Source organism: Sphingomonas sp. CV7422, from assembly GCF_027945725.1.
GTDB classification, from domain to species: domain Bacteria; phylum Pseudomonadota; class Alphaproteobacteria; order Sphingomonadales; family Sphingomonadaceae; genus Sphingomonas; species Sphingomonas kyungheensis.
Genome location: NZ_CP115900.1, coordinates 3,122,900 through 3,145,888, shown reverse-complemented (window position 1 = coordinate 3,145,888; position 22,989 = coordinate 3,122,900). Strand labels below are relative to the sequence as shown.

31 protein-coding genes are annotated in these 22,989 nt (G+C 66.5%); 29 read left to right on the top strand and 2 right to left on the bottom strand.

Annotated features, from left to right (window positions below):
- Positions 1 to 4: 4 nt before the first annotated feature.
- From rplB to guaA, 28 genes are all read left to right on the top strand, one after another.
- Positions 5 to 844 (top strand): 50S ribosomal protein L2, encoded by an 840-nt coding sequence (gene rplB / locus PBN85_RS14930; RefSeq protein WP_037534170.1) that lies wholly within the window; start codon positions 5 to 7, stop codon positions 842 to 844.
- A gap of 3 nt (positions 845 to 847) precedes the next feature.
- Positions 848 to 1,123: a 30S ribosomal protein S19 gene (gene rpsS / locus PBN85_RS14925; protein WP_037534168.1), complete on the top strand. Its 276-nt coding sequence runs from the start codon at positions 848 to 850 to the stop codon at positions 1,121 to 1,123.
- Complete coding sequence (rplV, locus tag PBN85_RS14920) at positions 1,123 to 1,500, top strand: 50S ribosomal protein L22 (RefSeq protein WP_037534166.1); 378 nt, start codon at positions 1,123 to 1,125, stop codon at positions 1,498 to 1,500. The genes rpsS and rplV overlap by 1 nt, the downstream gene beginning before the upstream one ends.
- Positions 1,500 to 2,207: a 30S ribosomal protein S3 gene (gene rpsC, locus PBN85_RS14915; RefSeq protein WP_037534164.1), complete on the top strand. Its 708-nt coding sequence runs from the start codon at positions 1,500 to 1,502 to the stop codon at positions 2,205 to 2,207. The genes rplV and rpsC overlap by 1 nt, the downstream gene beginning before the upstream one ends.
- 13 nt (positions 2,208 to 2,220) lie before the next feature.
- The gene (gene rplP, locus PBN85_RS14910; RefSeq protein WP_037534163.1) at positions 2,221 to 2,655 is read left to right on the top strand and encodes a 50S ribosomal protein L16; all 435 of its coding nucleotides are present in this window, start codon (positions 2,221 to 2,223) and stop codon (positions 2,653 to 2,655) included.
- A gap of 2 nt (positions 2,656 to 2,657) precedes the next feature.
- Positions 2,658 to 2,861, top strand: a complete 204-nt coding sequence (gene rpmC / locus PBN85_RS14905) for a 50S ribosomal protein L29 (protein ID WP_037534162.1) — start codon at positions 2,658 to 2,660, stop codon at positions 2,859 to 2,861.
- Between the two features lie 10 nt (positions 2,862 to 2,871).
- Complete coding sequence (gene rpsQ / locus PBN85_RS14900) at positions 2,872 to 3,144, top strand: 30S ribosomal protein S17 (RefSeq protein ID WP_037534161.1); 273 nt, start codon at positions 2,872 to 2,874, stop codon at positions 3,142 to 3,144.
- A 164-nt stretch (positions 3,145 to 3,308) separates the two neighbouring features.
- Positions 3,309 to 3,677: a 50S ribosomal protein L14 gene (rplN, locus tag PBN85_RS14895; protein WP_037534160.1), complete on the top strand. Its 369-nt coding sequence runs from the start codon at positions 3,309 to 3,311 to the stop codon at positions 3,675 to 3,677.
- A complete protein-coding gene (rplX, locus tag PBN85_RS14890; RefSeq protein ID WP_037534157.1) occupies positions 3,677 to 3,994 on the top strand; it encodes a 50S ribosomal protein L24 in 318 nt (105 codons plus the stop codon). The genes rplN and rplX overlap by 1 nt, the downstream gene beginning before the upstream one ends.
- Positions 3,987 to 4,571, top strand: coding sequence for a 50S ribosomal protein L5 (gene rplE, locus PBN85_RS14885; protein ID WP_037534156.1), 585 nt, complete (start codon positions 3,987 to 3,989; stop codon positions 4,569 to 4,571). The genes rplX and rplE overlap by 8 nt, the downstream gene beginning before the upstream one ends.
- Positions 4,572 to 4,612: 41 nt before the next feature.
- Positions 4,613 to 4,918: a 30S ribosomal protein S14 gene (gene rpsN, locus PBN85_RS14880; protein ID WP_038663377.1), complete on the top strand. Its 306-nt coding sequence runs from the start codon at positions 4,613 to 4,615 to the stop codon at positions 4,916 to 4,918.
- Between the two features lie 9 nt (positions 4,919 to 4,927).
- Complete coding sequence (gene rpsH / locus PBN85_RS14875; protein WP_037534152.1) at positions 4,928 to 5,323, top strand: 30S ribosomal protein S8; 396 nt, start codon at positions 4,928 to 4,930, stop codon at positions 5,321 to 5,323.
- Entirely contained in the window at positions 5,323 to 5,856 is a 534-nt protein-coding gene (rplF, locus tag PBN85_RS14870; protein ID WP_037534150.1) for a 50S ribosomal protein L6, read from the top strand. The genes rpsH and rplF overlap by 1 nt, the downstream gene beginning before the upstream one ends.
- Positions 5,856 to 6,215, top strand: a complete 360-nt coding sequence (gene rplR / locus PBN85_RS14865; RefSeq protein ID WP_037534148.1) for a 50S ribosomal protein L18 — start codon at positions 5,856 to 5,858, stop codon at positions 6,213 to 6,215. The genes rplF and rplR overlap by 1 nt, the downstream gene beginning before the upstream one ends.
- Position 6,216: 1 nt before the next feature.
- Positions 6,217 to 6,975 carry a 30S ribosomal protein S5 gene (rpsE, locus tag PBN85_RS14860; RefSeq protein WP_271299483.1) on the top strand — a complete coding sequence of 253 codons (759 nt, stop codon included), beginning with the start codon at positions 6,217 to 6,219 and terminating at the stop codon, positions 6,973 to 6,975.
- Positions 6,976 to 6,980: 5 nt separating this feature from the next.
- Positions 6,981 to 7,157, top strand: a complete 177-nt coding sequence (gene rpmD / locus PBN85_RS14855; RefSeq protein ID WP_037534144.1) for a 50S ribosomal protein L30 — start codon at positions 6,981 to 6,983, stop codon at positions 7,155 to 7,157.
- A 98-nt stretch (positions 7,158 to 7,255) separates the two neighbouring features.
- Positions 7,256 to 7,798, top strand: coding sequence for a 50S ribosomal protein L15 (gene rplO, locus PBN85_RS14850; protein ID WP_271299482.1), 543 nt, complete (start codon positions 7,256 to 7,258; stop codon positions 7,796 to 7,798).
- A 175-nt stretch (positions 7,799 to 7,973) separates the two neighbouring features.
- Positions 7,974 to 9,338 carry a preprotein translocase subunit SecY gene (gene secY / locus PBN85_RS14845; protein ID WP_037534142.1) on the top strand — a complete coding sequence of 455 codons (1,365 nt, stop codon included), beginning with the start codon at positions 7,974 to 7,976 and terminating at the stop codon, positions 9,336 to 9,338.
- Between the two features lie 33 nt (positions 9,339 to 9,371).
- The gene (locus PBN85_RS14840; protein ID WP_037534139.1) at positions 9,372 to 10,022 is read left to right on the top strand and encodes an adenylate kinase; all 651 of its coding nucleotides are present in this window, start codon (positions 9,372 to 9,374) and stop codon (positions 10,020 to 10,022) included.
- A 408-nt stretch (positions 10,023 to 10,430) separates the two neighbouring features.
- On the top strand, positions 10,431 to 11,126 hold the full coding sequence (locus PBN85_RS14835; protein WP_037534137.1) for a winged helix-turn-helix domain-containing protein: 696 nt from the start codon (positions 10,431 to 10,433) through the stop codon (positions 11,124 to 11,126).
- Between the two features lie 40 nt (positions 11,127 to 11,166).
- Positions 11,167 to 12,507, top strand: coding sequence for a sensor histidine kinase (locus tag PBN85_RS14830; protein WP_037534135.1), 1,341 nt, complete (start codon positions 11,167 to 11,169; stop codon positions 12,505 to 12,507).
- Between the two features lie 258 nt (positions 12,508 to 12,765).
- The gene (locus tag PBN85_RS14825; RefSeq protein ID WP_373276440.1) at positions 12,766 to 12,930 is read left to right on the top strand and encodes a hypothetical protein; all 165 of its coding nucleotides are present in this window, start codon (positions 12,766 to 12,768) and stop codon (positions 12,928 to 12,930) included.
- Positions 12,931 to 13,158: 228 nt separating this feature from the next.
- On the top strand, positions 13,159 to 13,527 hold the full coding sequence (gene rpsM, locus PBN85_RS14820; RefSeq protein WP_037534131.1) for a 30S ribosomal protein S13: 369 nt from the start codon (positions 13,159 to 13,161) through the stop codon (positions 13,525 to 13,527).
- A gap of 94 nt (positions 13,528 to 13,621) precedes the next feature.
- Positions 13,622 to 14,011 carry a 30S ribosomal protein S11 gene (gene rpsK / locus PBN85_RS14815; protein ID WP_037534130.1) on the top strand — a complete coding sequence of 130 codons (390 nt, stop codon included), beginning with the start codon at positions 13,622 to 13,624 and terminating at the stop codon, positions 14,009 to 14,011.
- A gap of 83 nt (positions 14,012 to 14,094) precedes the next feature.
- Positions 14,095 to 15,162 (top strand): DNA-directed RNA polymerase subunit alpha, encoded by a 1,068-nt coding sequence (locus PBN85_RS14810; protein ID WP_037534126.1) that lies wholly within the window; start codon positions 14,095 to 14,097, stop codon positions 15,160 to 15,162.
- Between the two features lie 254 nt (positions 15,163 to 15,416).
- Positions 15,417 to 15,839, top strand: a complete 423-nt coding sequence (gene rplQ, locus PBN85_RS14805; protein ID WP_037534125.1) for a 50S ribosomal protein L17 — start codon at positions 15,417 to 15,419, stop codon at positions 15,837 to 15,839.
- Between the two features lie 127 nt (positions 15,840 to 15,966).
- Positions 15,967 to 16,278: a hypothetical protein gene (locus PBN85_RS14800; RefSeq protein WP_271299481.1), complete on the top strand. Its 312-nt coding sequence runs from the start codon at positions 15,967 to 15,969 to the stop codon at positions 16,276 to 16,278.
- 55 nt (positions 16,279 to 16,333) lie between these two features.
- Positions 16,334 to 17,890 (top strand): glutamine-hydrolyzing GMP synthase, encoded by a 1,557-nt coding sequence (gene guaA, locus PBN85_RS14795; protein WP_037534123.1) that lies wholly within the window; start codon positions 16,334 to 16,336, stop codon positions 17,888 to 17,890.
- 72 nt (positions 17,891 to 17,962) lie between these two features.
- Here the strand turns inward: guaA and PBN85_RS14790 are convergent, their stop codons facing one another.
- Both PBN85_RS14790 and PBN85_RS14785 read right to left on the bottom strand, forming a co-directional pair.
- Positions 17,963 to 18,901 carry a glycerophosphodiester phosphodiesterase family protein gene (locus PBN85_RS14790; protein WP_271299480.1) on the bottom strand — a complete coding sequence of 313 codons (939 nt, stop codon included), beginning with the start codon at positions 18,899 to 18,901 and terminating at the stop codon, positions 17,963 to 17,965.
- A 10-nt stretch (positions 18,902 to 18,911) separates the two neighbouring features.
- A complete protein-coding gene (locus PBN85_RS14785) occupies positions 18,912 to 21,737 on the bottom strand; it encodes a TonB-dependent receptor (RefSeq protein WP_271299479.1) in 2,826 nt (941 codons plus the stop codon).
- A 100-nt stretch (positions 21,738 to 21,837) separates the two neighbouring features.
- Between PBN85_RS14785 and PBN85_RS14780 the strand changes: the two genes are divergently transcribed.
- Positions 21,838 to 22,980, top strand: coding sequence for an ROK family protein (locus PBN85_RS14780; protein WP_271299478.1), 1,143 nt, complete (start codon positions 21,838 to 21,840; stop codon positions 22,978 to 22,980).
- Positions 22,981 to 22,989 lie beyond the last annotated feature (9 nt).

The following is a 22,989-nucleotide window of genomic DNA, read 5'->3' as shown; positions in this document are numbered from 1 at the left end:
GGTCATGGCACTCAAGCATTACAACCCGACGAGCCCGGCCCGCCGCGGCCTGATCCTCGTCGACAAATCCGCGCTCTACAAGGGCAAGCCGGTCAAGGCGCTTACCGAAGGCAAGCGCAAGACCGGTGGTCGCAACAACAAGGGTCATGTGACCTCGCGCGGCATCGCCGGCGGTCACAAGCAGAAGTATCGCTACGTCGACTTCAAGCGTCGCAAGTGGGACGTCGAAGGCACGGTCGAGCGTCTGGAATATGACCCCAACCGCACCGCGTTCATCGCGCTGGTGAAGTATGCCGACGAAGAGCTGGCCTACATCATCGCGCCGCAGCGGCTCGCGCCGGGTGACAAGGTGCTCGCCGCCAAGAAGACCGACACCAAGCCGGGCAACGCCATGGAGCTGGGCCAGGTCCCGGTCGGCACCATCGTCCACAACGTGGAGATGAAGCCGGGCAAGGGTGGTCAGATCGCGCGTTCGGCCGGCACCTATGTGCAGGTCGTCGGCCGTGACCGCGGCATGGTCATCGTCCGCCTCAACTCGGGCGAGCAGCGCTACATCCGTGGCGAGTGCATGGCGACGGTCGGTGCGGTGTCGAACCCGGACAACCAGAACCAGAACCTCGGCAAGGCCGGGCGTTCGCGCTGGATGGGCAAGCGTCCGCTGACCCGCGGCGTCGCCAAGAACCCGGTCGACCATCCGCACGGCGGTGGTGAAGGCCGGACCTCGGGCGGCCGTCATCCGGTCACCCCGTGGGGCAAGCCGACCAAGGGTGCGCGCACCCGTCACAATAAGTCGACCGACAAGATGATCATCCGGTCGCGTCATTCGACCAAGAGGAAGGGCTAAACCATGGCTCGTTCAGTCTGGAAGGGCCCGTTCGTCGAACTGAGCCTTCTGAAGAAGGCGGAAACCGCGCAGGACGCCGGTGGCCGCGCGCCGATCAAGACCTGGTCGCGTCGCTCCACCATCCTGCCGTCGTTCGTCGGCCTCACGTTCAACGTCTACAACGGCCGCAAGTTCGTGCCGGTGTCGGTCAACGAAGAGATGGTCGGCATGAAGCTGGGTGAGTTCGCGCCGACGCGCTACTTCCCGGGTCACGCCGCTGACAAGAAGGGCAAGCGCTGATGAGCAAGCCTGTATCCCCCCGCAAGGTCGGCGAGAAGGAAGCGCTCGCGGTCGCGACGCAGATCCGCGGTTCGGCGCAGAAGCTGAACCTGGTCGCGGCGCTGATCCGTAACAAGCCGGTCGGCGATGCGATGAGCATCCTGCAGTTCTCGACCAAGGCGATGGCGGTCGACGCGCGCAAGGTGCTGGCCTCGGCCATCGCCAACGCCGAGAACAACCACAACCTCGACGTCGACGCGCTCGTCGTCGCCGAGGCGTCGGTCGGCAAGTCGATCACCATGAAGCGCTTCGCGACTCGCGGCCGTGGCAAGTCCACCCGCATCCTGAAGCCGTTCAGCCGTCTGCGCATCGTCGTGCGCGAGCAGGAAGAAGCATAATGGGTCACAAGAGCAACCCGATCGGCATGCGGCTCCAGATCAACCGCACCTGGGACAGCCGCTGGTTCGCCGAAGGCCATGACTATGGCCAGCTGCTGCTGGAGGATCTCAAGATCCGCGCCTTCATCATGAAGACGCTGCCGCAAGCCGCCATCTCCAAGGTCGTCATCGAGCGTCCGGCCAAGCTGTGCCGTATCTCGATCTTCGCCGCCCGTCCCGGTGTCATCATCGGCAAGAAGGGCTCGGACATCGAGAAGCTGCGCAAGACGATCGGCGCGATGACCAAGTCCGACGTGTCGCTAAACATCGTCGAGATCCGCAAGCCCGAGATCGACGCCAAGCTCGTCGCGCAGGGCATCGCCGACCAGCTGGAGCGCCGTATCGCGTTCCGCCGGGCGATGAAGCGCGCGGTGCAGTCGGCGATGCGCCTGGGTGCCGACGGCATCCGCGTCGCCTGCGGCGGCCGTCTCGGCGGCGCCGAGATCGCGCGTTCGGAAAGCTATCGCGAAGGTCGCGTTCCGCTGCACACGCTGCGCGCGAACATCGATTATGCCGAGGCCCAGGCCCACACGTCCTACGGCGTGTGCGGCGTCAAGGTCTGGGTCTTCAAGGGCGAGATCCTCGGCCATGACCCGATGGCGCAGGACCGGCTGATGATGGAGGCTCAGACCTCCGGCGTCCGCCCGGCCCGCGACGACCGTCGTTAAGGACTGACACGACATGTTGCAGCCAAAGCGCACCAAATTCCGCAAGGCCTTCAAGGGCCGTATCCACGGCGACGCCAAGGGCGGCACCAGCCTCAACTTCGGGTCGTACGGCCTGAAGGCGATGGAGCCGGACCGGATCACCGCACGCCAGATCGAGGCGGCCCGCCGCGCGATCACGCGTCACATCAAGCGCCAGGGGCGTTTGTGGATCCGCATCTTCCCGGACGTGCCGGTCTCGTCGAAGCCGGCCGAAGTCCGCATGGGCTCGGGCAAGGGCAGCCCTGAGTTCTGGGCCGCCCGCGTCAAGCCGGGCCGGATCCTGTTCGAGCTCGACGGCGTCGAGGGCAAGATCGCCGCGGAGGCGTTCGAGCGCGCCGCGATGAAGCTCCCGATCAAAGTCAAGGTCGTCGCCCGCCTGGGTGACACCAGCCACCTCGGAGGCGAGTAACCATGGCAAAGTCTGATTTTCAGAGCCAGAGCGACGACCAGCTGACCGAGAGCCTCGGCCAGCTGAAGCGCGAGCAGTTCAACCTCCGCTTCCAGGCGGCGACGAACCAGCTCGAGAAGCCGAGCCGCGTCAAGGAAGTCCGTCGCGACATCGCGCGGATCAAGACCCTCCAGGCGCAGCGCACCAGCGCTGCTCCTGCCAAGTAAGGAACATCAGATGCCGAAGCGCGTGCTGACCGGACTGATCGTGTCCGACAAGGGCGACAAGACGGTGGTCGTGAACGTGGAGCGCAAGGTCAAGCACCCGCTCTACGGCAAGATCATCCGCCGCTCGAAGAAGTACCACGCCCATGACGAGGCGAACGAGTACAAGCAGGGCGAAACCGTGCGGATCGAAGAGACCGCACCGATTTCCAAGCTGAAGACCTGGAAGGTCGTCGATCGGGTCAACACCCATGCGACGCCCGAGCGGGTCGACGTCGACGCATAATTCTCTGCCGGCTTCGGCCGGCGGATGAACAGGGCAGGGCTTGCGTCCTGCCAGCGGAGTGGTTACAGGGCCGCTCCCCCGGTGCAGTCCGCTGCGCCGGGGTCATTGTTTTAGGCGGGGCTGGGTCGGTATCCACCCCATGAGTAGAGAAGGAAGATGGATCGATGATCCAGATGCAATCCAATCTCGACGTCGCTGACAATAGCGGCGCGAAGCGGGTGCAGTGCATCAAGGTGCTGGGCGGCTCGAAGCGTCGTACCGCCACCGTCGGCGACATCATCGTCGTCAGCATCAAGGAAGCACAGCCCCGCGGCAAGGTGAAGAAGGGTGACGTGCATCGCGCCGTCATCGTCCGCACCGCCAAGGACATCCACCGTGCCGATGGCTCGACCATCCGCTTCGACGGCAACGCCGCCGTCCTGGTCAACAAGAACGAGGAGCCGATCGGCACCCGTATCTTCGGCCCGGTCGTGCGCGAGCTGCGTGGCAAGAAGCACATGAAGATCATCTCTCTCGCTCCCGAGGTGCTGTAATGGCCGCCGCGAAGATCAAGAAGGGTGACCAGGTTGTCGTCCTGTCCGGCAAGGACAAGGGCAAGACCGGCACCGTGACCCAGGCGATGCCGAAGGACGGCAAGGTGATCGTGGGTGGCGTCAACGTCGCGACCCGTCACCGCAAGCCGACCCAGGCGAACCCGCAGGGCGGTCTCGAGAAGGTCGAGGCGCCGCTGCACATCTCGAAGGTCGCGCACGTGACCGCCGACGGCAAGCCGACCCGCGTCCGTTTCGAGACGCAGGATGGCAAGAAGGTCCGCGTGGCCGTGAAGACGGGAGCCAAGATCGATGGCTGATGCCTACAAGCCCCGCATGAAGGGCATCTATGAGGACACGATCATCAAGGCGATGGTCGAGAAGTTCGGCTACAAGAACGTCAACGAGATCCCGCGGATCGAGAAGATCGTGCTCAACATGGGCGTCGGCGAGGCGACCCAGGACAAGAAGCGCGTCGATCAGGCCGCATCCGAGATGGAGCTGATCGCGGGCCAGAAGCCGGTGATCACTAAGGCGAAGAAGTCGATCGCGCAGTTCAAGCTGCGTGAGGGCATGCCGATCGGCGTGAAGGTCACCCTTCGCCGCGAGCGCATGTACGAATTCCTCGACCGGTTCATCACGATCGCGCTGCCCCGCGTCCGCGACTTCCGTGGCCTCAACCCGAAGAGCTTCGACGGCCGTGGCAATTACGCCTGCGGCATCAAGGAGCAGATCGTGTTCCCGGAGATCAACTATGACCGCATCGACAAGGTGCGCGGCATGGACGTGATCGTCACCACCACCGCGAAGACCGACGACGAGGCGCGCGAGCTGCTGCGTCTGTTCGGCTTCCCGTTCCCTCAGCCCGAGGCTGAGCAGCAGAAGCAGGCTGCGTGAGCAGCGCTGCCGTCCTGAAGTAAGGAAGAGAGCTTAAGTCCATGGCGAAACTGAGTTCGATCAACAAGAATGAGCGTCGCAAGAAGCTTGTGAAGCAATATGCTCCCAAGCTGGCGAAGCTGAAGGCGATGGCCAATGACCAGAGCCTCGACGAGAGCGAGCGGCTGATCGCCCGCCTCAAGATGGCGGAACTGCCGCGCAACGCGAACCCGACCCGGATCCGCAACCGTTGCGAGATCACCGGCCGCCCGCGTGCCTATTACCGCAAGTTCCGTCTCGCCCGTGTGATGCTCCGCGATCTGGCCAATAAGGGCATGATCCCCGGTCTCACCAAGTCGAGCTGGTAAGGAATCATCATGGCAGTGACCGATCCCCTGGGTGACCTGCTCACCCGCATCCGCAACGGCCAGCGCGCCAAGAAGGACTCCGTCCTCTCGCCGGCGTCGAAGCTGCGCATCCGCGTGCTCGACGTGCTGCAGCGCGAAGGCTATATCCGTGGCTATAGCGACGAGCAGATGGGCCCCGCCGCGGGCGTCCGCATCGAGCTGAAGTATTTCGAAGGCCAGCCGGCGATCAAGCACGTCGCGCGCGTCTCGAAGCCCGGCCGCCGCGTCTATTCCGGTTCGCAGGAATTGCCGCGCGTCCGCAACGGCCTCGGCATCACCATCGTCTCGACGCCGCGTGGCGTTCTGTCCGACGCGGAAGCGCGCGAGCAGAATGTCGGTGGCGAAGTGCTCGCGGAGGTCTTCTGATGAGCCGCATCGGCAAGAAGTCGGTCCCCGTACCGGCGAACGTCACCCCGACGATCAGCAACGGCGTCATCAGCATGAAGGGCCCCAAGGGCACCCTGACCATGCCGATGCGCGACGAGATCAGCTACACGCTGGAAGACGGCGGCATCTCGGTGCAGCCGGCGAATGACACCAAGCGCGCCCGTGCCTTCTGGGGCATGCAGCGCACGATGGTGCAAAACCTCGTCACCGGCGTGACCGACGGCTTCACCAAGAAGCTGCTCATCACCGGCGTTGGCTATCGCGCCGCGGCGCAGGGTCGCACGCTCAAGTTGCAGCTCGGCTACAGCCACGACGTCAACATCGACGTGCCGGAAGGCATCGAGGTCAAGACGCCCGACGCGACGACCGTCGAGATCAGCGGCTCGGACAAGCAGAAGGTCGGCCAGCTGGCCGCGGAAATCCGTCAGTGGCGCAAGCCCGAGCCGTACAAGGGCAAGGGTATCAAGTACGACGGCGAGTTCATCTTCCGCAAGGAAGGGAAAAAGAAGTAATGAGCACCAAGGGTCTCTCTCTCTTCGCGAAGCGCCGTCGGCGCAATCGTACCGCGCTGAAGGCGCGTGCCGGCACCCGTCCGCGGCTGTCGGTGCATCGTTCGGGCAAGCACATCTATGCCCAGGTCATCGACGACGTCGCCGGCAAGACCGTCGCGTCGGCCTCGACGCTGGAAAAGGACGTGCGCGACCAGTCGGGCGCGAACATCGCAGCGGCGACGGCCGTCGGCACCCGCGTGGCGGAAGCGGCGAAGGCCGCGGGCGTGACGCAGGTCGTGTTCGATCGCGGTGGCTTCCTGTTCCATGGCCGCGTCAAGGCGCTGGCGGAAGCGGCGCGTGCCGCCGGATTGGAGTTCTAATATGGCTGACGAGAACAACGTGCAGCCCGCAGCGGCTGAAGGCGCCACCCCGGACGCCAGCGCAGCGCAGGGCGGCCAGCAGGGCGGCTTCGCCGGCCGTGGCGGTCCGCGTGGCGGCCGTGGCGGCGGCAGCGGTCGCGGTCCCGGTGGCCCCGGCGGCAATCGTGGTGGTCGTGACGGCGGCCGTGGCGGTCGTCGCGACGATCGTCGCGGCGGTCAGGACGACGGCGGTGAAGAGCTGATCGAGAAGCTGGTCCACATCAACCGCGTCTCGAAGACGGTGAAGGGCGGCAAGCGCTTCGGCTTCGCGGCGCTGGTCGTCGTGGGCGACGGCAAGGGCCGGGTCGGCTTCGGTCACGGCAAGGCGCGCGAAGTGCCGGAGGCCATCTCCAAGGCCACTGCGGCCGCGAAGAAGGCGATGGTCCGCGTGCCGCTCAAGGACGGTCGCACGCTGCATCACGACGGCAACGGCCACTTCGGTGCCGGTCGCGTGACGCTGCGCTCGGCGCCGCAGGGCACCGGCATCATCGCGGGTGGCCCGATGCGCGCCATCTTCGAATCGCTCGGCGTTGCCGACGTGGTGACCAAGTCGGTCGGTACGTCCAATCCGTACAACATGATCCGCGCCACCTTCGAGGCGCTGGGGGATCAGACTTCGCCGAAGTCGGTCGCACAGCGTCGTGGCAAGAAGATCGCCGACCTGCTCGGCCGCGGTGGGTCGCAGACCGCCGAGGCGGATGCTGCGGCCGTCGTGGAGTAATCGAAATGGCGACGATCAAGATCAAGCAGACCGGTTCGCCGATCCGCCGCACCAAGGATCAGCGCGCGACGCTGATCGGCCTCGGCCTCAACAAGATGCACAAGGTCTCGGAGCTGCAGGACAGCCCCGAGGTCCGCGGGATGATCCGCAAGGTGCAGCACATGGTCGAAGTGCAGGGCTAAGCCCTCGCTCCAAACCCAGTGACAAATACGGGGAAGGGGGCTAAGCGGCCCCCTTCCTTTTTCCATCAGCGCGACAAAAGCGAAAGCGAGTGCATATCATGAAACTGAACGATCTCCGCGACAACCAGGGTGCCCGCAAGTCCAAGATCCGCGTCGGACGCGGTATCGGCTCGGGCAAGGGCAAGACCGGCGGCCGCGGCGTCAAGGGTCAGAAGAGCCGCGAGGGCGTCAGCATCGCCGGCTTCGAAGGCGGCCAGATGCCGCTCCACATGCGTCTGCCGAAGCGCGGCTTCAACAACATCTTCGCCAAGGATTATGCCGAGGTGAACACCGGCGCGATCCAGAAGGCGATCGATTCGGGCAAGCTGTCGGCCGAGGGCACGATCGACCAGGCGGCGCTCAAGGCGGCCGGCCTCGTCCGTGGCGGCAAGGACGGCGTGCGTCTGCTCGCCAAGGGTGAGCTGACCACCAAGCTCGCCTTCCACGTCGCCGGGGCTTCGGCGGGTGCGCGTGCGCAGGTCGAGAAGACCGGCGGTTCGCTCGATATCCCGACGATCGTCCCCGCCGCCGAGAAGGCTGCCGCCAAGAAGGGCGTGCAGTACAAGGCGCTTCAGGAAAAGAAGGCGTCGTTCAAGGCGTAACGCCGGTTGTCTCCATTCGCCTTGCCGGACCGGGTTCGGCAGGGTGGGGAGCGACCGCGGGCTCGATAAAGAGCCGAACGTCGAGCGTCGCGATTAGACAAGGCGCGTCGAGCGCTTATATGAGCGGCGGGGCGGTTCAAACGCATCCCGCCGTTTTTGTTTCCAGGACACACGCATGGCATCCGCAGCCGACCAGATGGCGCAAAGCATCAGCCTCGCGAAATTCGCGCAGGCGACCGACCTCAAGAAGCGGCTGTGGTTCACGATCGGCGCGCTGATCGTCTTCCGGCTGCTGAGCTATGTGCCGTTGCCGGGCATCGACCCGACTGCGCTCGGCCTGCTCAGCCAGCGCACCACGGGCGGCGTGCTCGATTTCTTCAACACCTTTTCGGGCGGATCGCTCAGCCGCATGTCGCTGATCGCGCTCGGCGTGATGCCCTACATCACCGCCTCGATCGTCGTGCAGCTGTCGACCTCGCTGTCGCCGCAGCTCGCCGCCATCAAGAAGGAAGGCGAATCGGGCCGCAAGAAGCTCAACCAGTACACCCGCTACGGCACCGTCGCGCTGACCGCGATCCAGGGCTATTTCATCGCCGTCGGGCTCGAGGCGCTGTCGGCGAGCAACGGCGTCGCCGCGGTGATCGAGCCGGGCATGACCTTCCGCATCGCCGCGGTGATCTCGCTGATCGGCGGCACGATGTTCCTGATGTGGCTGGGCGAGCAGATCACCAGCCGCGGCATCGGCAACGGCGTGTCGCTCATCATCATGGCCGGCATCGTCGCGCATCTGCCGACGACCCTGGTCAATCTGCTCGAGGGCGGCCGGTCCGGGTCGATCGACGCGGTGCGGCTGATCGGCATCATCGTCGCGGTCGTCGCGCTGATCCTGTTCATCTGCTTCATGGAGCGCGCGCAGCGCCGCATCCTGATCCAATATCCCAAGCGCCAGACGCAGCGCGGCATGCAGGCGGATCGCAGCCACCTGCCGCTCAAGATCAACACCGCGGGCGTCATCCCGCCGATCTTCGCCTCGTCGCTGCTGCTGATGCCGCTGACGATCAGCCAGTTCGCCGGCCAGCGCGTCGCGGGTCAGTCGAAGTGGGGCGATTTCATCATCACCCTCAACCAGTATCTGGCGCACGGCCAGCCGGTGTACATGGCACTCTACGCCGCCGGCATCATCTTCTTCTCGTTCTTCTACACCGCGATCGTCTTCAATCCGGAAGAGACCGCCGACAATCTGAAGCGCTATGGCGGGTTCATCCCCGGCATCCGCCCGGGCAAGAACACCGAGAATTATTTCGACTATGTGCTGACGCGGATCACCGTGATCGGGGCGGCCTATCTGACGATCATCTGCCTGCTGCCGGAATATCTGGTGTCGGCGCTGTCGATCCCCTTCTATCTCGGCGGCACCAGCCTGCTGATCGTCGTCAACGTGACGATGGATACGGTGACGCAAATCCAGAGCCATCTGCTGGCGCATCAATATGGCGACCTGATCAAGAAGGCGAAGCTGAAGGGCGGGCGCCTCCGTTAATCTCGGTCCACGAGCCAAACAGGGAGTGCTCGCGTGAACATCATCCTTCTCGGGCCGCCAGGGGCGGGCAAGGGCACCCAGGCGCAGGCGCTGATGGCGACGCGCGGGATGCAGCAATTGTCGACCGGCGACATGCTGCGCGCCGCGGTCAAGGCGGGCACGCCCGTCGGGCTGCAGGCCAAGGCGGTGATGGAGGCGGGCGAGCTCGTCTCCGACGCGATCGTCTCGGCGCTGATCGGCGAGCGGCTCGATCAGGGGGTCGGGGGCGGCGCGATCTTCGACGGCTATCCGCGCACCGCCGCGCAGGCGATGGCGCTCGACGAACTGCTCGACGCGCGCGGCATGACGCTCGACCACGTCATCGAGCTGGAAGTGGACGAGGCGGCGTTGATCGAGCGCGTCGAGGGCCGCTACACCTGCGCGACCTGCGGTGAGGGCTATCACGACCGGTTCAAGCTGCCGGCGGTGGCGGGCGTCTGCGACGTCTGCGGCGGCACCGAATTCAAGCGCCGTCCCGACGACAATGCCGCGACGGTGCAGACGCGGATGGCCGAATATCGCGCCAAGACCGCGCCGATCCTGCCGATCTACGAAGCGCGCGGGCTGGTGCAGCGCGTCAACGGCATGGCCGACATCGATCACGTCACGCAGGCGATCGCGACGATCCTCGACGGCGAGGCGTAACGGCGCGGGAGGGTATTTGCCGCGTTGGCGGCTGGTGTTCTCCCTTCGCTTCTCCCCTAATCTGCTCATCCCGGCGAAGGCCGGGATCCATGGATACGGTGTCGCCAGCGACTGCGCGCCTCATCCTTGTTCCGTGTCCATGGATCCCGGCTTTCGCCGGGATGACGAAGGAAGGGGAGATGTCACGCCCCCGCATCCCCTCACATTGCCACGGCTATGAATTTAATGTCATAATCCGGTCACGGCCCCGCTACCTTGGCGAGCCTAAGTTGTGCCTCACGGTCGCAGCAACGGTCGGCAAGGTTGACGAGATCGGTACCCGACACTCCCGGGGGTGCCGTAGGGGCCGGCGGAAGGGATGCTTTCCGCCGGTCTTTCCGTTGGGAATGGAGGCGTGAGCAAACCATCGTGAGCCGCAAGATCCTGATCGTCGAGGATGATAGCTCGACCGCCGCCTATCTCGCCAAGGGCCTGTCCGAGGCCGGCTATTCCGTCGAATCCGCGCGGGATGGCCGAGACGGCCTGTTCCTTGCCAGCGAGGGAATCTTCGACCTGATCATCGCCGACCGGATGTTGCCGGGCCTCGACGGCCTGTCGATGGTCAGCGCGATCCGCGCCGCGGGCATCGACACGCCGGTACTGGTGCTGTCCGCGCTCGCCGCGGTCGACGATCGCGTCGACGGCCTCAAGGCCGGCGCCGACGACTATCTCTGCAAGCCCTTCTCCTTCGCCGAACTGTCGGCGCGGATCGAGGCGCTCGTCCGCCGCAGCGATCGTGTTGCCACCGAGCCGACCAAGACCAAGCTCGCGGTCGGCGATCTGGAGATCGACCTGCTCGCCCGCCACGTCACCCGCGCCGGCCGCAACATCCCGCTCGGCGCGCGTGAGTTCAACCTGCTCGAATTCCTTGCCCGCCACGCCGGCCAGGTGGTCACCCGCACGATGATGCTCGAGAAGATCTGGAACTATCATTTCGATCCGGGTTCGAACGTCGTCGACGTGCATATCGGCCGCCTGCGTCGCAAGCTCGAGGACGGTTTCCCGTCGCCGATCCTGCACACCGTGCGCGGCGCCGGTTATCGTCTTGCGGCCGATCCCGTCTAATCGAGGTTCGCTTTTGACGATGGCTCGGCTAGGTCGGGTCATGCGTCTGTCCGTCACCGCCCGCATCGCCCTGTTGTCGATCGCGCTGGCGCTGGTTTCGAACCTCGTGCTGGTCGGTTTCGTGTGGAAACAGACGGATGCGGCGGTGCTCGGCACCGTCCGGCGCGAGACGATCGAGCAATCCGATGCGATGCGGGCGATCTACCGGGCCGATGGCCTGACCGCGGTGACCGAGGCGATCGAACATGCCCGCGTCGCCGGCGACACCGCGCTCCTGCTCGCGGTGCTCGACCGCAGCGGCACCCGCATCGCCGGCTATGCGCCCGCGCGCATCCCGGTGCCGCTGACCCCGACCACCTTCCGCGTCGCCGATTTCGATCCCGGCGCCGCCACCAACGACATCGGCTATACGCTGCGCCCGATCGGCGACCATTGGCTGCTGACCGGGCGGCGGCTCGATCTCGTCGAGGCGGAGCGGCATGCGATCGAGGATGCGCTGGCGGTGGCGGTGCTGCTGTCGCTGGTGCTCGGCGTCGCGGCGGGGCTGGTCCTCGCCCGCTATGTCGGGATGCGGCTCAACCGCATCGCCGCGGTGATCGAGGCGGCGGGGGAGGGCGATCTGTCGCGCCGCGTGCCGGTCGCGCCGGCGCGTCGCGACGCCTTCGACCGGCTCGCCAACCAGCTCAACCTGATGCTCGCCAAGCTCGAACGGCTGATGGTCGAGCTGCGCGTCGTCACCGATTCGATGGCGCACGATCTGCGCTCGCCGCTGACCCGGCTGCGCACCAAGACCGAACAGGCGGTGCTGATCGCCGATCCCGCGGCGCGCGAGGCGGCGCTCGGCGGCCTGCTGGTCGAGACCGACCTGGTCATGCGGATGCTGACGATGGTGATCGAGATCAGCCGCTCCGAATCGGTGTCGCGCGAGCGCTTCATCCTCGTCGAGCCGGCCGAACTGGTCGAGGAGATCGCCGAACTTTACGAGCCGGTGGCGGAAGAGGCGGGCTTCGCCTTCACCGTCGCGATCGATCCGTCGGCGCCGGCGATGCTGCTGCACCGCGAACTGCTCAGCCAGGCGATCACCAATCTGATCGACAATGCCCTGAAACATGCGGCGAGCGGCAAGACGCTCACGCTGCGCCTCGTCTGTCATGCGCAGGAGATTGCGATCCAGGTCGAGGATCGCGGCAGCGGCATCGCGGTGGCCGATCGCGCGCAGGCGCTCAAGCGCTTCGGCCGCCTCGACGCGGCGCGCACCACGCCGGGGGCGGGGCTCGGCATGGCGCTGATCGAGGCGGTGGCGCGGTTGCACAACGGCCGGTTCGAGCTTGCCGACAACGTGCCGGGACTGGTCGCGCGGATCGTGCTGCCGGTGACGTGAGCGGCCGGCCCGGGTTTGTGGCGGTCCGGCGCTCACACGCTCCGTCACCAGCTCGCATCCTGAACCCCGCGCCCTCGCCCGCGATCCGGACGCTCGTCGCGTTTCATGCCCGGCCGATGGTTAACCTCTTGTCAGGCGCAGCGGGATAAGGCTGGAGCCGGTTGAGCGTGCGGCCGGGGGGCTGCGCGGGGGCTTTGCGCCGGTGACGGCAAGAGGAGCATTATGCTTGGGGCGATCGTCTTTACGTACAGCATGCTGATGAGTTTCGTTCTGCAGGGCGCGAGCCGCAACGCCAGGCTGGCGCGGCCCAATCCGCCGATGCTGCAATATGTCGGCTATCTGCTCTGCGGCCTGTCGGCAGGGCTGTCGATCATGCTGCTGATCATGGCCTTCACCGCCAGGGCGCCGTTCCCGCTGATGTGACGGGCGCGGGCGCGCACCGGCGGTGATTGGCGACGGGAACCAGTCGCTTGACACCGCGTTTGCGCGCGCCTACCTGCACCGGTCTTCGACATACCGGTATCCGGCGACGCGCGGACTGCGCTCGTCGCCTTTTGCGTGAAATGCGGACCGCCGGTGTGGTGCGAAGGATGCGACGAGATGGAGCGCGTGCGGCCATGCCGTGCTCCGTGGAGCTAGGAGAAACATTTCATGGCACGTATCGCGGGTGTCAACATCCCGACCAACAAGCGCGTGGTGATCGCGCTGACCTACATCCACGGCATTGGCCTGACCAAGTCGAAGGAAATCACTGCCAAGCTGAACATCGCGCCCGAGCGTCGTGTTCAGGACCTGACCGATCAGGAAGTGCTTCAGATTCGCGAGACGATCGACGCCGATCACACCGTGGAAGGCGATCTGCGTCGCGAAACCGCGATGAACATCAAGCGCCTGATGGATCTCGCCTGCTACCGTGGCCTGCGTCACCGCAAGGGCCTGCCGGTCCGCGGCCAGCGCACGCACACCAACGCGCGCACCCGCAAGGGCAAGGCGAAGCCGATCGCGGGCAAGAAGAAGTAATTCGTCCGGGGGACGAATTGCTCCGCCGGAGGCTGGTACGAGGCTGATTGCCTCCCGGCTTCCGCCTCAGGACTAAAGGTCAGGAATACCCATAATGGCACGTGAACCGCAGCGTATTCGCCGTCGCGAACGCAAGAACATCACCGCCGGCGTCGCGCACGTGAACGCCAGCTTCAACAACACCATGATCACCATCACCGACGCGCAGGGCAATGCCATCTCGTGGTCGTCGGCCGGTGCGATGGGCTTCAAGGGCAGCCGCAAGTCGACGCCGTACGCCGCGCAGGTCGCTGCGGAAGACGCCGGCAAGAAGGCCGCCGAGCACGGCGTCCGCACCCTTGAAGTCGAGGTCAAGGGCCCGGGTTCGGGCCGCGAATCGGCGCTTCGCGCGCTGCAGGCGGTCGGTTTCCAGATCACCTCGATCCGCGACGTCACCTCGATCCCGCACAATGGCGTGCGGCCGTCGAAGCGTCGCCGCGTCTGATCTTCCACGCGCCGGCTGACGAGTCGGCGCGTTTTTCTCCCGGCTGGAGCTGCCCCCGTTCCGGCCCAAATTAGGGGACACCTGTGTCTGTCAATGCAAAGAACTGGCAGGAACTGAAGAAGCCCAACGGCCTTGAGAAAAAGGGCGGCGACGGCAAGCGGAAGGCGACCTTCGTCGCCGAGCCGCTCGAGCGTGGCTTCGGCCTGACGCTCGGCAACGCATTGCGTCGCGTGCTGCTCTCCTCGCTGCAGGGCGCGGCCGTGACCTCGATCAAGATCGAGAACGTGCTGCACGAATTCTCGAGCCTCGCCGGCGTGCGCGAGGACGTCACCGACATCGTCCTCAACGTCAAGCAGATCGCGATCCGCATGCAGGGCGAAGGCCCCAAGCGGCTCCAGCTGTCGGCGACGGGTCCGGGCGAGGTCAAGGCCGGCGATATCGCCGTGTCGGGCGACATCGAGGTGATGAACCCCGATCTCGTGCTCTGCCACCTCGATGAGGGCGCGACGCTCAACATGGAGCTGACCGCCGATATCGGGAAGGGCTATGTCCCGGCGACCGCCAACCGTCCGGCCGATGCGCCAATCGGCCTGATCCCGGTCGACGCGCTCTACTCGCCGGTGCGCCAGGTGTCGTACAAGGTCGACCCGACCCGCGTCGGTCAGGACCTCGATTATGACAAGCTGACGCTGACGATCGAGACCGACGGCACCGTCACGCCCGAGGATGCGGTGGCCTATGCCGGCCGTATCCTGCAGGACCAGCTCGCGCTGTTCGTGCACTTCGACGATTCGGCGATCACCCGTTCGTCCGCTCCGATCGGCCAGGCGGCTGCTCCGGCGGCTGGCGGCGACGCGGCCGGCGACACGCAGCAGATCAACCGCTATCTGCTCAAGAAGGTCGACGAGCTCGAACTGTCGGTGCGTTCGGCCAACTGCCTCAAGAACGATAATATCATCTATATCGGTGATCTCGTCGGCAAGACCGAGGCGGAGATGCTCCGGACCCCGAACTTCGGCCGCAAGTCGCTCAACGAGATCAAGGAAGTCCTCTCGTCGATGGGCCTGCGCCTCGGCATGGAAATCCCGGGCTGGCCGCCCGAGAACATCGAAGAGATGGCCAAGAAGCTCGAGCAGGAGATCATGGGCTGAGCCGCAGCGGGATAGCCCTGCTATCTCGAAGACGGCGATAGCCCGGCCGACGGGCAGGAGCGCGACACAATCGCAATCCTGCCCGTCCGACATGACCGATGCGGCTTCGCCGCATCGCCACCCGGCGGCCCCAGGAACGCGCGTCCACCGTGCGATCCGATCTGTTTCAAGGGCCCGAATGGCGGTGGCCCGTTACGAACCGCCTGGTCTGGGGATTCCGTCAAACGGCCCCTTAACGAACGAAGGAATTATCTATGCGTCATCGCGTCGGCGGCCGGAAGCTGCAGCGTACCTCGGCCCATCGTCTGGCCCTGTTCCGCAACCAGTCGGCCGCGCTCATCAAGCATGAGCAGATCACCACCACCGTCGCCAAGGCGAAGGAACTGCGTCCCTACGTCGAGAAGCTGGTCACGCTCGCCAAGAAGGGCGGCCTGTCGAACCGTCGTCTGGCGCACGCCCGCCTGCTCGATGATGCGCAGCTGGTGAAGCTGTTCGACGTGCTCGCCGAGCGCTATGCGAACCGCAACGGCGGCTATACCCGCATCATCAAGGCCGGCATCCGCGCCTCGGACGCCGCGCCGATGGCGATCATCGAGTTCGTCGACCGGGACGTCTCGGCCAAGGGCCAGGATTCGGGTCCGGTCCAGTCGGACGAGGATTTCGACGAAGCCGCCTGATTGGCGTTTCGCTTTGATCGAACACGAAGGGCGCGCCCGCACGGCGCGCCCTTTTTTTGTGCCGGTAACCGTTGTGTCAGATATAGACCTATATACTATTTAGACACAGGGAATGCGGGGGCAGTCCATGCTGTATCGGTGGAGGATCGTCGTACCGGCACTGGCGGCATCGGCCTGCGCCTACCAGCAGGAGCGCACGCCGATCTCGACACCGAGTTCCGAGCGTCTGCAAATGGAGCGCCGCGGTGCATATGTCGGGGCAGGCAGTGTTGGCCTTATCGGCGGCCTGTTCGCGCTGAGGGCGCTGGGGATCGGCAAGCCGGCGGCGGAGGACGAAGCGAACGACCTGCGTCGCCAAGGCGACCGCACCCGCGATCCGGCCGGAACCGATGCCGGCACCGTACCGCTCGTCCTCAAGCTGCCGCCCGGCCTGCAATAACCGCTGGTGCCAAAATCGGCTGGCGGAGTCCGCCCGCTTTGCTATGCGGGCGCGCATGCAGCATACCGACACCATCCTGATCGTCGATTTCGGCAGCCAGGTGACCCAGCTCATCGCCCGCCGCGTCCGCGAAGCCGGCGTCTACAGCGAAGTCGCGCCGTTCCAGTCCGCCGAAGAGGCGTTCGACCGGCTCAAGCCCGCCGGCATCATCCTGTCGGGCGGACCCGCCTCGGTCACGCTCGACCATAGCCCGCGCGCGCCGCAGCGCTTCTTCGAGGCCGGCGTGCCGATCCTCGGCATCTGCTACGGTCAGCAGCTGATGAGCCGGCAGCTCGGCGGCAATGTCATCGTCTCCGGCGACGGCGGCGAGTTCGGCAAGGCCTATGTCGAGGTGAAGGCGCCCTGCGCGCTGTTCGACGGCCTGTGGGCGACGGGCGAGCGCCATCAGGTGTGGATGAGCCACGGCGACAAGGTCGATGCGATCCCGCCCGGCTTCACGCCCGTAGCCACTTCGGAAGGCGCGCCTTATGCGATCGTCGCCGACGAGGCGCGCCGCTTCTACGGCGTCCAGTTCCACCCGGAGGTGGTGCATACCCCGGACGGCGGCAAGCTGATCGCCAATTTCGCGCGGCGCGTCTGCGGCCTCGCCGGCGACTGGACGATGGCCGAGTTCCGCGCCGCCAAGATCGCCGAGATCCGCGCGCAGGTCGGTGATGCCAAGGTGATCTGCGGCCTGTCGGGCGGTGTCGATTCGTCGGTCGCCGCTCTGCTGATCCACGAGGCGATCGGCGACCAGCTCACCTGCGTCTTCGTCGACGGCGGCATCCTGCGGGCAGGGGAGGCCGAACAGGTCGTCAGCCTGTTCCGCGGCCATTACCATATCCCGCTCGTCCATGTGGAGGCGCAGGACCTGTTCATGGACGGCCTCGCCGGCGTCACCGATCCCGAGGCGAAGCGCAAGTTCATCGGCAAGACCTTCATCGACGTGTTCGAGGCGGAGGCGAAGAAGATCGGCGGGGCGGATTTCCTCGCGCAGGGCACGCTCTACCCCGACGTGATCGAGAGCGTCAGCTTCACCGGTGGCCCGTCGGTGACGATCAAGAGCCACCACAATGTCGGTGGCCTGCCCGAGCGGATGAACATGAAGCTCGTCGAGCCCTTGCGCGAATTGTTCAAGGACGAGGTGCGCGCGCTAGGCCGTGAACTGGGGCTGCCCGAGGTCTTCGTCGGCCGCCACCCCTTTCCGGGGCCGGGCCTCGCGATCCGCATCCCGGGCGAGGTGACGCGCGAGCGCTGCGACATCCTGCGCAAGGCGGATGCGATCTATCTCGAGGAGATCCGCAACGCCGGCCTCTACGATGCGATCTGGCAGGCGTTCGCGGTGCTGCTGCCGGTGCGCACCGTCGGTGTGATGGGCGACGGCCGCACCTACGACCATGTGCTGGCGTTGCGCGCGGTCACCTCGACCGACGGCATGACCGCCGAGGTCTTCGATTTCCCGAGCGACTTCCTGCCGCGCGTCGCGACGCGGATCGTCAACGAGGTCCGCGGCGTCAACCGTGTCGTCTACGATTACACGAGCAAGCCGCCCGGCACGATCGAATGGGAATGATCGGACGCCCGTGAACGGCGCGGGCAGCGATGCCCGCGCCGTTCGTGCCTTGTGGCGCGCCCCGCAGCGCCGCTAACGCGACAGGGAGTCGCGATAGCGGAGCAGGGCCTCGGGCTCGTCGGTCTGCAGGATGGTGACGCCGTCGCGGTACAGACGGCCCCAGACCCGGTCGGGATCGCGCAGCGCCTGGATGTCGCCGCCGTAACCGGCGAGGAATCCCTCCCACAAGGTGTTGATCCACAGCCGCACGCGATGCGCGCGCGCGATGGCGGCGACGGCGGGCAATTGCTCGGCCGCCATCCGCGGCAGCTCGACGCCGATCGGATGGGCGCCGGTCACCTGTCGCGTCACGATCGCGGCGATATCCGCCTTGCCCTGCGCATTGAGCGGGATCGGCATATAGGGCAGCGCGTCGAACGGCGGCAGCGCCGCCATCGCCGGCGTATCCGGTCCGACCTCGCTTTTGATGATGATCTGCCGCGTCATACCGGCGCGGCGCACCGCGGCGGCGACCTCGACATAGATGTTCGCCTTGATGTCGAGGTTGAGGATGATCCGCCCCTTGGCGAGCGCGAGCATCTGGTCGAGCGTCAGCATTCGTTCGTCGGTCGGCGCCGCATGCGGCCCGCCCTCGTCGTCGCGCAGCCGCAGCGCCGCGAGCTGCGCCCAGGTCAGTCGGTCGACCGCGCCGCTGCCGTCGGTGGTGCGGTCGACGGTGGCGTCGTGAATCATCACCAGCACGCCGTCGGCGGAGCGCCGCACGTCGGTCTCCATCACGTCCGCGCCGATCGCGACGCAGCGTTCGAGCGCGGCGCGCGAATTCTCGGGCACCGGCTCAGGCTGGCCGTGGCGTGGCGCCGGATTGTGGCAGCCGCGGTGCGCGACGACGACGATGCCGCCGTCCGGGTTCATCAGCCGCGCCGCGATCGCCGCGACCCCGCCGGGCGGAGCCGCGGCGGCGGCGGGCGTCGCCGCGAGCGCGAGCGCGGCGATGAAGGTCCTGCTGGTCATGACGATCCTCTCAGAAGCGGGGGGTGACGCGGAGGCCGAGCCAGAAGGTGGTCGGCACCGAATAGCTGTCCTTGAGCAATGTCCGGCCGGGGCCGGTCAGGCTGGTGATGCGGTGGTGGGTGACGTTGCCGATCTGTCCGATCAGGCTGACGCCCGAGGCCATCCTGTACGTCGCCGACAGATCGACCTGGCTGCGCGGCGCCCAATACAGGTCCTGCCAGCTGATGTTGCTGATGATCGTGCGCAACGCCTTGCCCTGTCGGTTCCACGCGGCGCGCAATTCGAAGCCGCCGGCATTGTAGAAGCCGGTGATGTTGAGCGCCCGGTCGGGCTCACCGACGAGGCGATCGAGCGAGCGCGAGACGACCGTCGTGGTCGTCCCCGAACCGGTCTTGGTCGTCACCGAATAGGGCACGGTCATCCGCCCGTTGAGCAGCGCCGCATTGGCCGACAGGCCGAAGCCGCTGAGGAAGCCAGCGACCGGCCGCAACGTGTTGAGGATCAGCGACCCCTCCAGGCCGCGGATATGCGCGGCGGCGGCGTTGGCCGGCGTGCTGATGCTGGCGTTGGCATAGGTCGTGCCGTCGAAGGTGAAGGGCGCGATGCTGGTCAGCGTGAAGATCTCGTTGCTGATCCGCTTGTCGAACGCGGCGAGCGACGCCATCCCGCCGAAGGGCGTGAGCCGCACGTCGGCGGCGAGGTCGAGATTGTTGGACACGCGCGGGCGAATGTCCGGCGCGCCGATCGTGACCTTCACGTCGACCGCATTGGCTTGGCCAACGTCATTGGGACTGGCGAAGCTGATCGAGGTGCGCGCGGCATAAGCGTCATAGGGCGGGCGGCCGAGCGTACGGCTGGCGCCGGCGCGCAGATCGAGCAGCGGCGTCGCATGGAAGGTCAGCACCGTCGACGGCAGCAGGTAGCGATAGGACGAGCCCGTCGTCCGGTCGGCATAGACATAGGCCGCGCGTGCCTTGTCATAGGCCCGCTGGCGGCCGACCGTGGTCTGCGTCGTGTCGTCGTAGCGCAGCCCGACCTGCAGGTTGAGCTGTTCGCCGCGATAGCTCGCCAGGCCATAGGCGCCGAACAGCGTTTCGCGGTGGGTGAAATCGTCCTGATTGCTGAAGGCGAGCTGGTCGGTGGCGTTATAGGCGGTGCGTGGCGCCGCCTCGACCTGCGCACGGGCGCGCACCGGATCGATCGCGAACAGCGTGTAGCCGAGATACGGCATCACCGCATTCGAGGGGCCGAGCACATCCGCCATCTTGAGCGCCGGCGCGGTGGCGTTGGGCTGATATTCGGTGCGGCCGATGTCGAACCGCGGGCGGTCGTCAGTATAGGCCAGCCCGACGGCGGCCCCCAGGCCGCGATCGCCGCGGCCCTGATTGACCTTGTAATCGAGCCGCGTCGTCACGATCCGGTTGCCCGCCGCCCGGACATAGTCGCTCGCCGGCCGCCAGTAGAGCAGGCTGTAGTTCGCGAGATTGGTATAGGCGGCTTCGGCAATCGGGAAACGCTGGTCGAAGCCCGACGTATCGTAGGTGAAGGCATAGTCCTTGGTCGCGTTGACCGTCGGGCCGTTGCCCGTGGTGGTCGTCGCCACCGCCACCTGACGGGAGAGATTGGTGGCATATTTGACCATGAAGATGGGCTCGCGATAGGTCGCGTTCGAGAGCGACGCGCGCCAGCTGAGCAGCTGATGTGCCGCCGGCCGCCAGCTGACCCCCGCCTGCACGAGCCGGGTGCGCGCGGTGGTGATCTGATTGGCATAGCCGACCTCGACGTCACCGCCCGGATAGCTGCCCGAGGTCGCGGTCTGGTTGAAGACGCGATTGCGGTTGCGCGGATCGATGATGATCTCGTTGCGCTCCATATTGTCGCGGAAGACGTAATAGCCGCCGGTGACGAAGGCATCGACGTCGGCGGCGACATGCGCCTCCAGCTTGCCGGTGACGCCGAACCGGTCGCGCTGGTTCATGACGTACCAATATTTGTCCTGCTGCGGCACCGCATAGCCATTGCCGAGCGCATTGCCGGCGAGCAGCGCGCCGGCATCACTGTAGAAGCCGTAATGGACGGTGTCGGTGGTCATGTGCGTTTCGGTGAAGCTCGCCAGCGTCTGGTAATTGGCGGACAGCGTCAGGCCGAACTGCTTCGCCGGGCCGAAGGTGGTGCTCGCGGTCGCGATCAGGCGATAGCCGGGATCGCGCTGGTCGCGGGGCTTGCCGTTGTCGCTCGCATGGCCGAGCGAACCTTCGGCGGTGATGAACGGCTTGCCGCCATTCTCGAATGCCGAGCGGGTGATGAGGTTGATCGCGCCGCCGGTGGCGTTGGGATCGAGATCGGCGGTGAAGGTCTTCACCACCTGGATCTCGCTGACCATCGACGACGGCAGGATGTCGAGCCGCACGCCGCGGGTGATCGACCCCAAGGTGCCGTTGGGCGTGCCCGGCGAGGCGATCGTCAGCCCGTCGATCGTCACGCTGTTGTAGCTCGGCCCGAGCCCGCGCAGCACCGGCGTCGCCGCCTCGTCGCGCGGATGCTCGTTGTCGGTCGCCGGCAGCACCGACAGGCCGGGGATGCGGCGCAGCGCCTCGACGATCGTCGCATCGGGCAGCGCGCGCACGTCGGTGGCGCTGATCACGTCGACGATATTGTCGGCATCGCGCTTGCGCTCGATCGCGGCGGCGTTGGCGCGGCGGATGCCGGTGACGATGATGTCCGCCGGTTCCGCCGTCTCGTCCGGCGGCGTCGCCTGCTGCGCCTGTGCGGCGGAGGCCGCGGCAAGCAGCGACGTGGATAGCAACAGCCGCCAGGCGGCCTGATGAATGTGCATATGATGTCCCCCCAGACCACCGCCAGCGGTGATTATGCCCGACTCGGGTAGTATTCGTTGCGGGTTGCCGTTTGATGACAGCGCCGCTAGCGCTATCAGGATGAGCGTCGCGCCCCTCGGCCAGCTGCCGCGTCCCGACTGGATCCGACCGATCAGCTCCGGCGGTCGTGCGGTCTTCGATCTGCTGTTCCGGCGGCAGGCGGTGGCGCAATCGGATATCGTCCGGCTGCTCGCGCTGTCGCAATCGAGCGGCGCGCGGCTGGTCGGCGAGTTCGCGCGAGCCGGCATGGTGACGCTGGCGAGCCGCAAGGCGTCGGGGCCGGGCAATCCCAGCGCGATGGTCGCGCTCGCGCCGGATTATGCCTATACGCTCGGCGTCGCGGTGGTCGGCGATGCGGTGGCGATGGCGATCGTCGATTTCACCGGCGCGAACCGTGCTTATGCCAGTGTCGCGATGCCCGACATGGCGCCCGAGCGCGTCGTGCCGGAACTGCGCCGGCTCCAGCAGCGACTGATCGCCGAAAGCGGCATCGATCCCCGCCGGCTGATCGGCGCGGGCGTCGGCATGTGCGGCTATTTCGTCGGCGACCCGCTGCGCATCTGTCCGCCGCCGCTGCTAGCCCCCTGGGCCACGGTCGATCCGGTCGCGATCCTGCGCGAGGCGCTCGGCCTGCCGGTGCTCTGCGACAATGATGCGACCGCGGCGACGGTGCACGAAAGCCTGCTCGGTGCCGGGCGGACCTGCCCGACCTTCGCTTACTGTCACCTCACCAACGGCTTCGGCGGCGGACTGGTGATCGACGGCAAGCCGGTGCGCAGCTGGATGGCGAATGCCGGCGATTTCGGCGGCGTATGGTGGCTGCTCGATCGCGGCTATCCCAATCTCGACGCGCTGCTCGCCGCGGTCAATGCCGCGGGCGGGCGGTTCGCGACCGTCGAGGCGATGGTCGGCGCGATCACCCGCGACACGCCCGGGGTGGAGGATTGGCTCGCCGCCGCGGTGGTGCCGTTCGGCATGCTGGTCACCATCCTCGGCCATGTCGTCTCGCCGGAGAAGGTCGTGATCGGTGGCCGTATCCCCCATGATATCGCCGCCGAACTCGCCGCCCGGATCGTGCCGCCGCAGACGCCGCTGCGGCACGACGTCCACTTCCCGCTGCCGCAGGTCGTGGCGAGCCGGGTGGAAGGCGACACCGTCGCGCTCGGCGCAGGGCTGCTGCCGCTGCTCGATCTGTTCTTCTAGCCCTGCCGC

Excerpts from the sequence above, each read along its gene's own strand:
- rplB (WP_037534170.1), top strand. The coding sequence starts at position 5 with ATGGCACTCAAGCATTACAACCCGACGAGCCCGGCCCGCCGCGGCCTG.
- rpsS (WP_037534168.1), top strand. The coding sequence starts at position 848 with ATGGCTCGTTCAGTCTGGAAGGGCCCGTTCGTCGAACTGAGCCTTCTG.
- rplV (WP_037534166.1), top strand. The coding sequence starts at position 1,123 with ATGAGCAAGCCTGTATCCCCCCGCAAGGTCGGCGAGAAGGAAGCGCTC.
- rpsC (WP_037534164.1), top strand. The coding sequence starts at position 1,500 with ATGGGTCACAAGAGCAACCCGATCGGCATGCGGCTCCAGATCAACCGC.
- rplP (WP_037534163.1), top strand. The coding sequence starts at position 2,221 with ATGTTGCAGCCAAAGCGCACCAAATTCCGCAAGGCCTTCAAGGGCCGT.
- rpmC (WP_037534162.1), top strand. The coding sequence starts at position 2,658 with ATGGCAAAGTCTGATTTTCAGAGCCAGAGCGACGACCAGCTGACCGAG.
- rpsQ (WP_037534161.1), top strand. The coding sequence starts at position 2,872 with ATGCCGAAGCGCGTGCTGACCGGACTGATCGTGTCCGACAAGGGCGAC.
- rplN (WP_037534160.1), top strand. The coding sequence starts at position 3,309 with ATGATCCAGATGCAATCCAATCTCGACGTCGCTGACAATAGCGGCGCG.
- rplX (WP_037534157.1), top strand. The coding sequence starts at position 3,677 with ATGGCCGCCGCGAAGATCAAGAAGGGTGACCAGGTTGTCGTCCTGTCC.
- rplE (WP_037534156.1), top strand. The coding sequence starts at position 3,987 with ATGGCTGATGCCTACAAGCCCCGCATGAAGGGCATCTATGAGGACACG.
- rpsN (WP_038663377.1), top strand. The coding sequence starts at position 4,613 with ATGGCGAAACTGAGTTCGATCAACAAGAATGAGCGTCGCAAGAAGCTT.
- rpsH (WP_037534152.1), top strand. The coding sequence starts at position 4,928 with ATGGCAGTGACCGATCCCCTGGGTGACCTGCTCACCCGCATCCGCAAC.
- rplF (WP_037534150.1), top strand. The coding sequence starts at position 5,323 with ATGAGCCGCATCGGCAAGAAGTCGGTCCCCGTACCGGCGAACGTCACC.
- rplR (WP_037534148.1), top strand. The coding sequence starts at position 5,856 with ATGAGCACCAAGGGTCTCTCTCTCTTCGCGAAGCGCCGTCGGCGCAAT.
- rpsE (WP_271299483.1), top strand. The coding sequence starts at position 6,217 with ATGGCTGACGAGAACAACGTGCAGCCCGCAGCGGCTGAAGGCGCCACC.
- rpmD (WP_037534144.1), top strand. The coding sequence starts at position 6,981 with ATGGCGACGATCAAGATCAAGCAGACCGGTTCGCCGATCCGCCGCACC.
- rplO (WP_271299482.1), top strand. The coding sequence starts at position 7,256 with ATGAAACTGAACGATCTCCGCGACAACCAGGGTGCCCGCAAGTCCAAG.
- secY (WP_037534142.1), top strand. The coding sequence starts at position 7,974 with ATGGCATCCGCAGCCGACCAGATGGCGCAAAGCATCAGCCTCGCGAAA.
- PBN85_RS14830 (WP_037534135.1), top strand. The coding sequence starts at position 11,167 with ATGCGTCTGTCCGTCACCGCCCGCATCGCCCTGTTGTCGATCGCGCTG.
- PBN85_RS14825 (WP_373276440.1), top strand. The coding sequence starts at position 12,766 with ATGAGTTTCGTTCTGCAGGGCGCGAGCCGCAACGCCAGGCTGGCGCGG.
- rpsM (WP_037534131.1), top strand. The coding sequence starts at position 13,159 with ATGGCACGTATCGCGGGTGTCAACATCCCGACCAACAAGCGCGTGGTG.
- rpsK (WP_037534130.1), top strand. The coding sequence starts at position 13,622 with ATGGCACGTGAACCGCAGCGTATTCGCCGTCGCGAACGCAAGAACATC.
- rplQ (WP_037534125.1), top strand. The coding sequence starts at position 15,417 with ATGCGTCATCGCGTCGGCGGCCGGAAGCTGCAGCGTACCTCGGCCCAT.
- PBN85_RS14800 (WP_271299481.1), top strand. The coding sequence starts at position 15,967 with ATGCTGTATCGGTGGAGGATCGTCGTACCGGCACTGGCGGCATCGGCC.
- guaA (WP_037534123.1), top strand. The coding sequence starts at position 16,334 with ATGCAGCATACCGACACCATCCTGATCGTCGATTTCGGCAGCCAGGTG.
- PBN85_RS14790 (WP_271299480.1), bottom strand. The coding sequence starts at position 18,901 with ATGACCAGCAGGACCTTCATCGCCGCGCTCGCGCTCGCGGCGACGCCC.
- PBN85_RS14785 (WP_271299479.1), bottom strand. The coding sequence starts at position 21,737 with ATGCACATTCATCAGGCCGCCTGGCGGCTGTTGCTATCCACGTCGCTG.
- PBN85_RS14780 (WP_271299478.1), top strand. The coding sequence starts at position 21,838 with ATGAGCGTCGCGCCCCTCGGCCAGCTGCCGCGTCCCGACTGGATCCGA.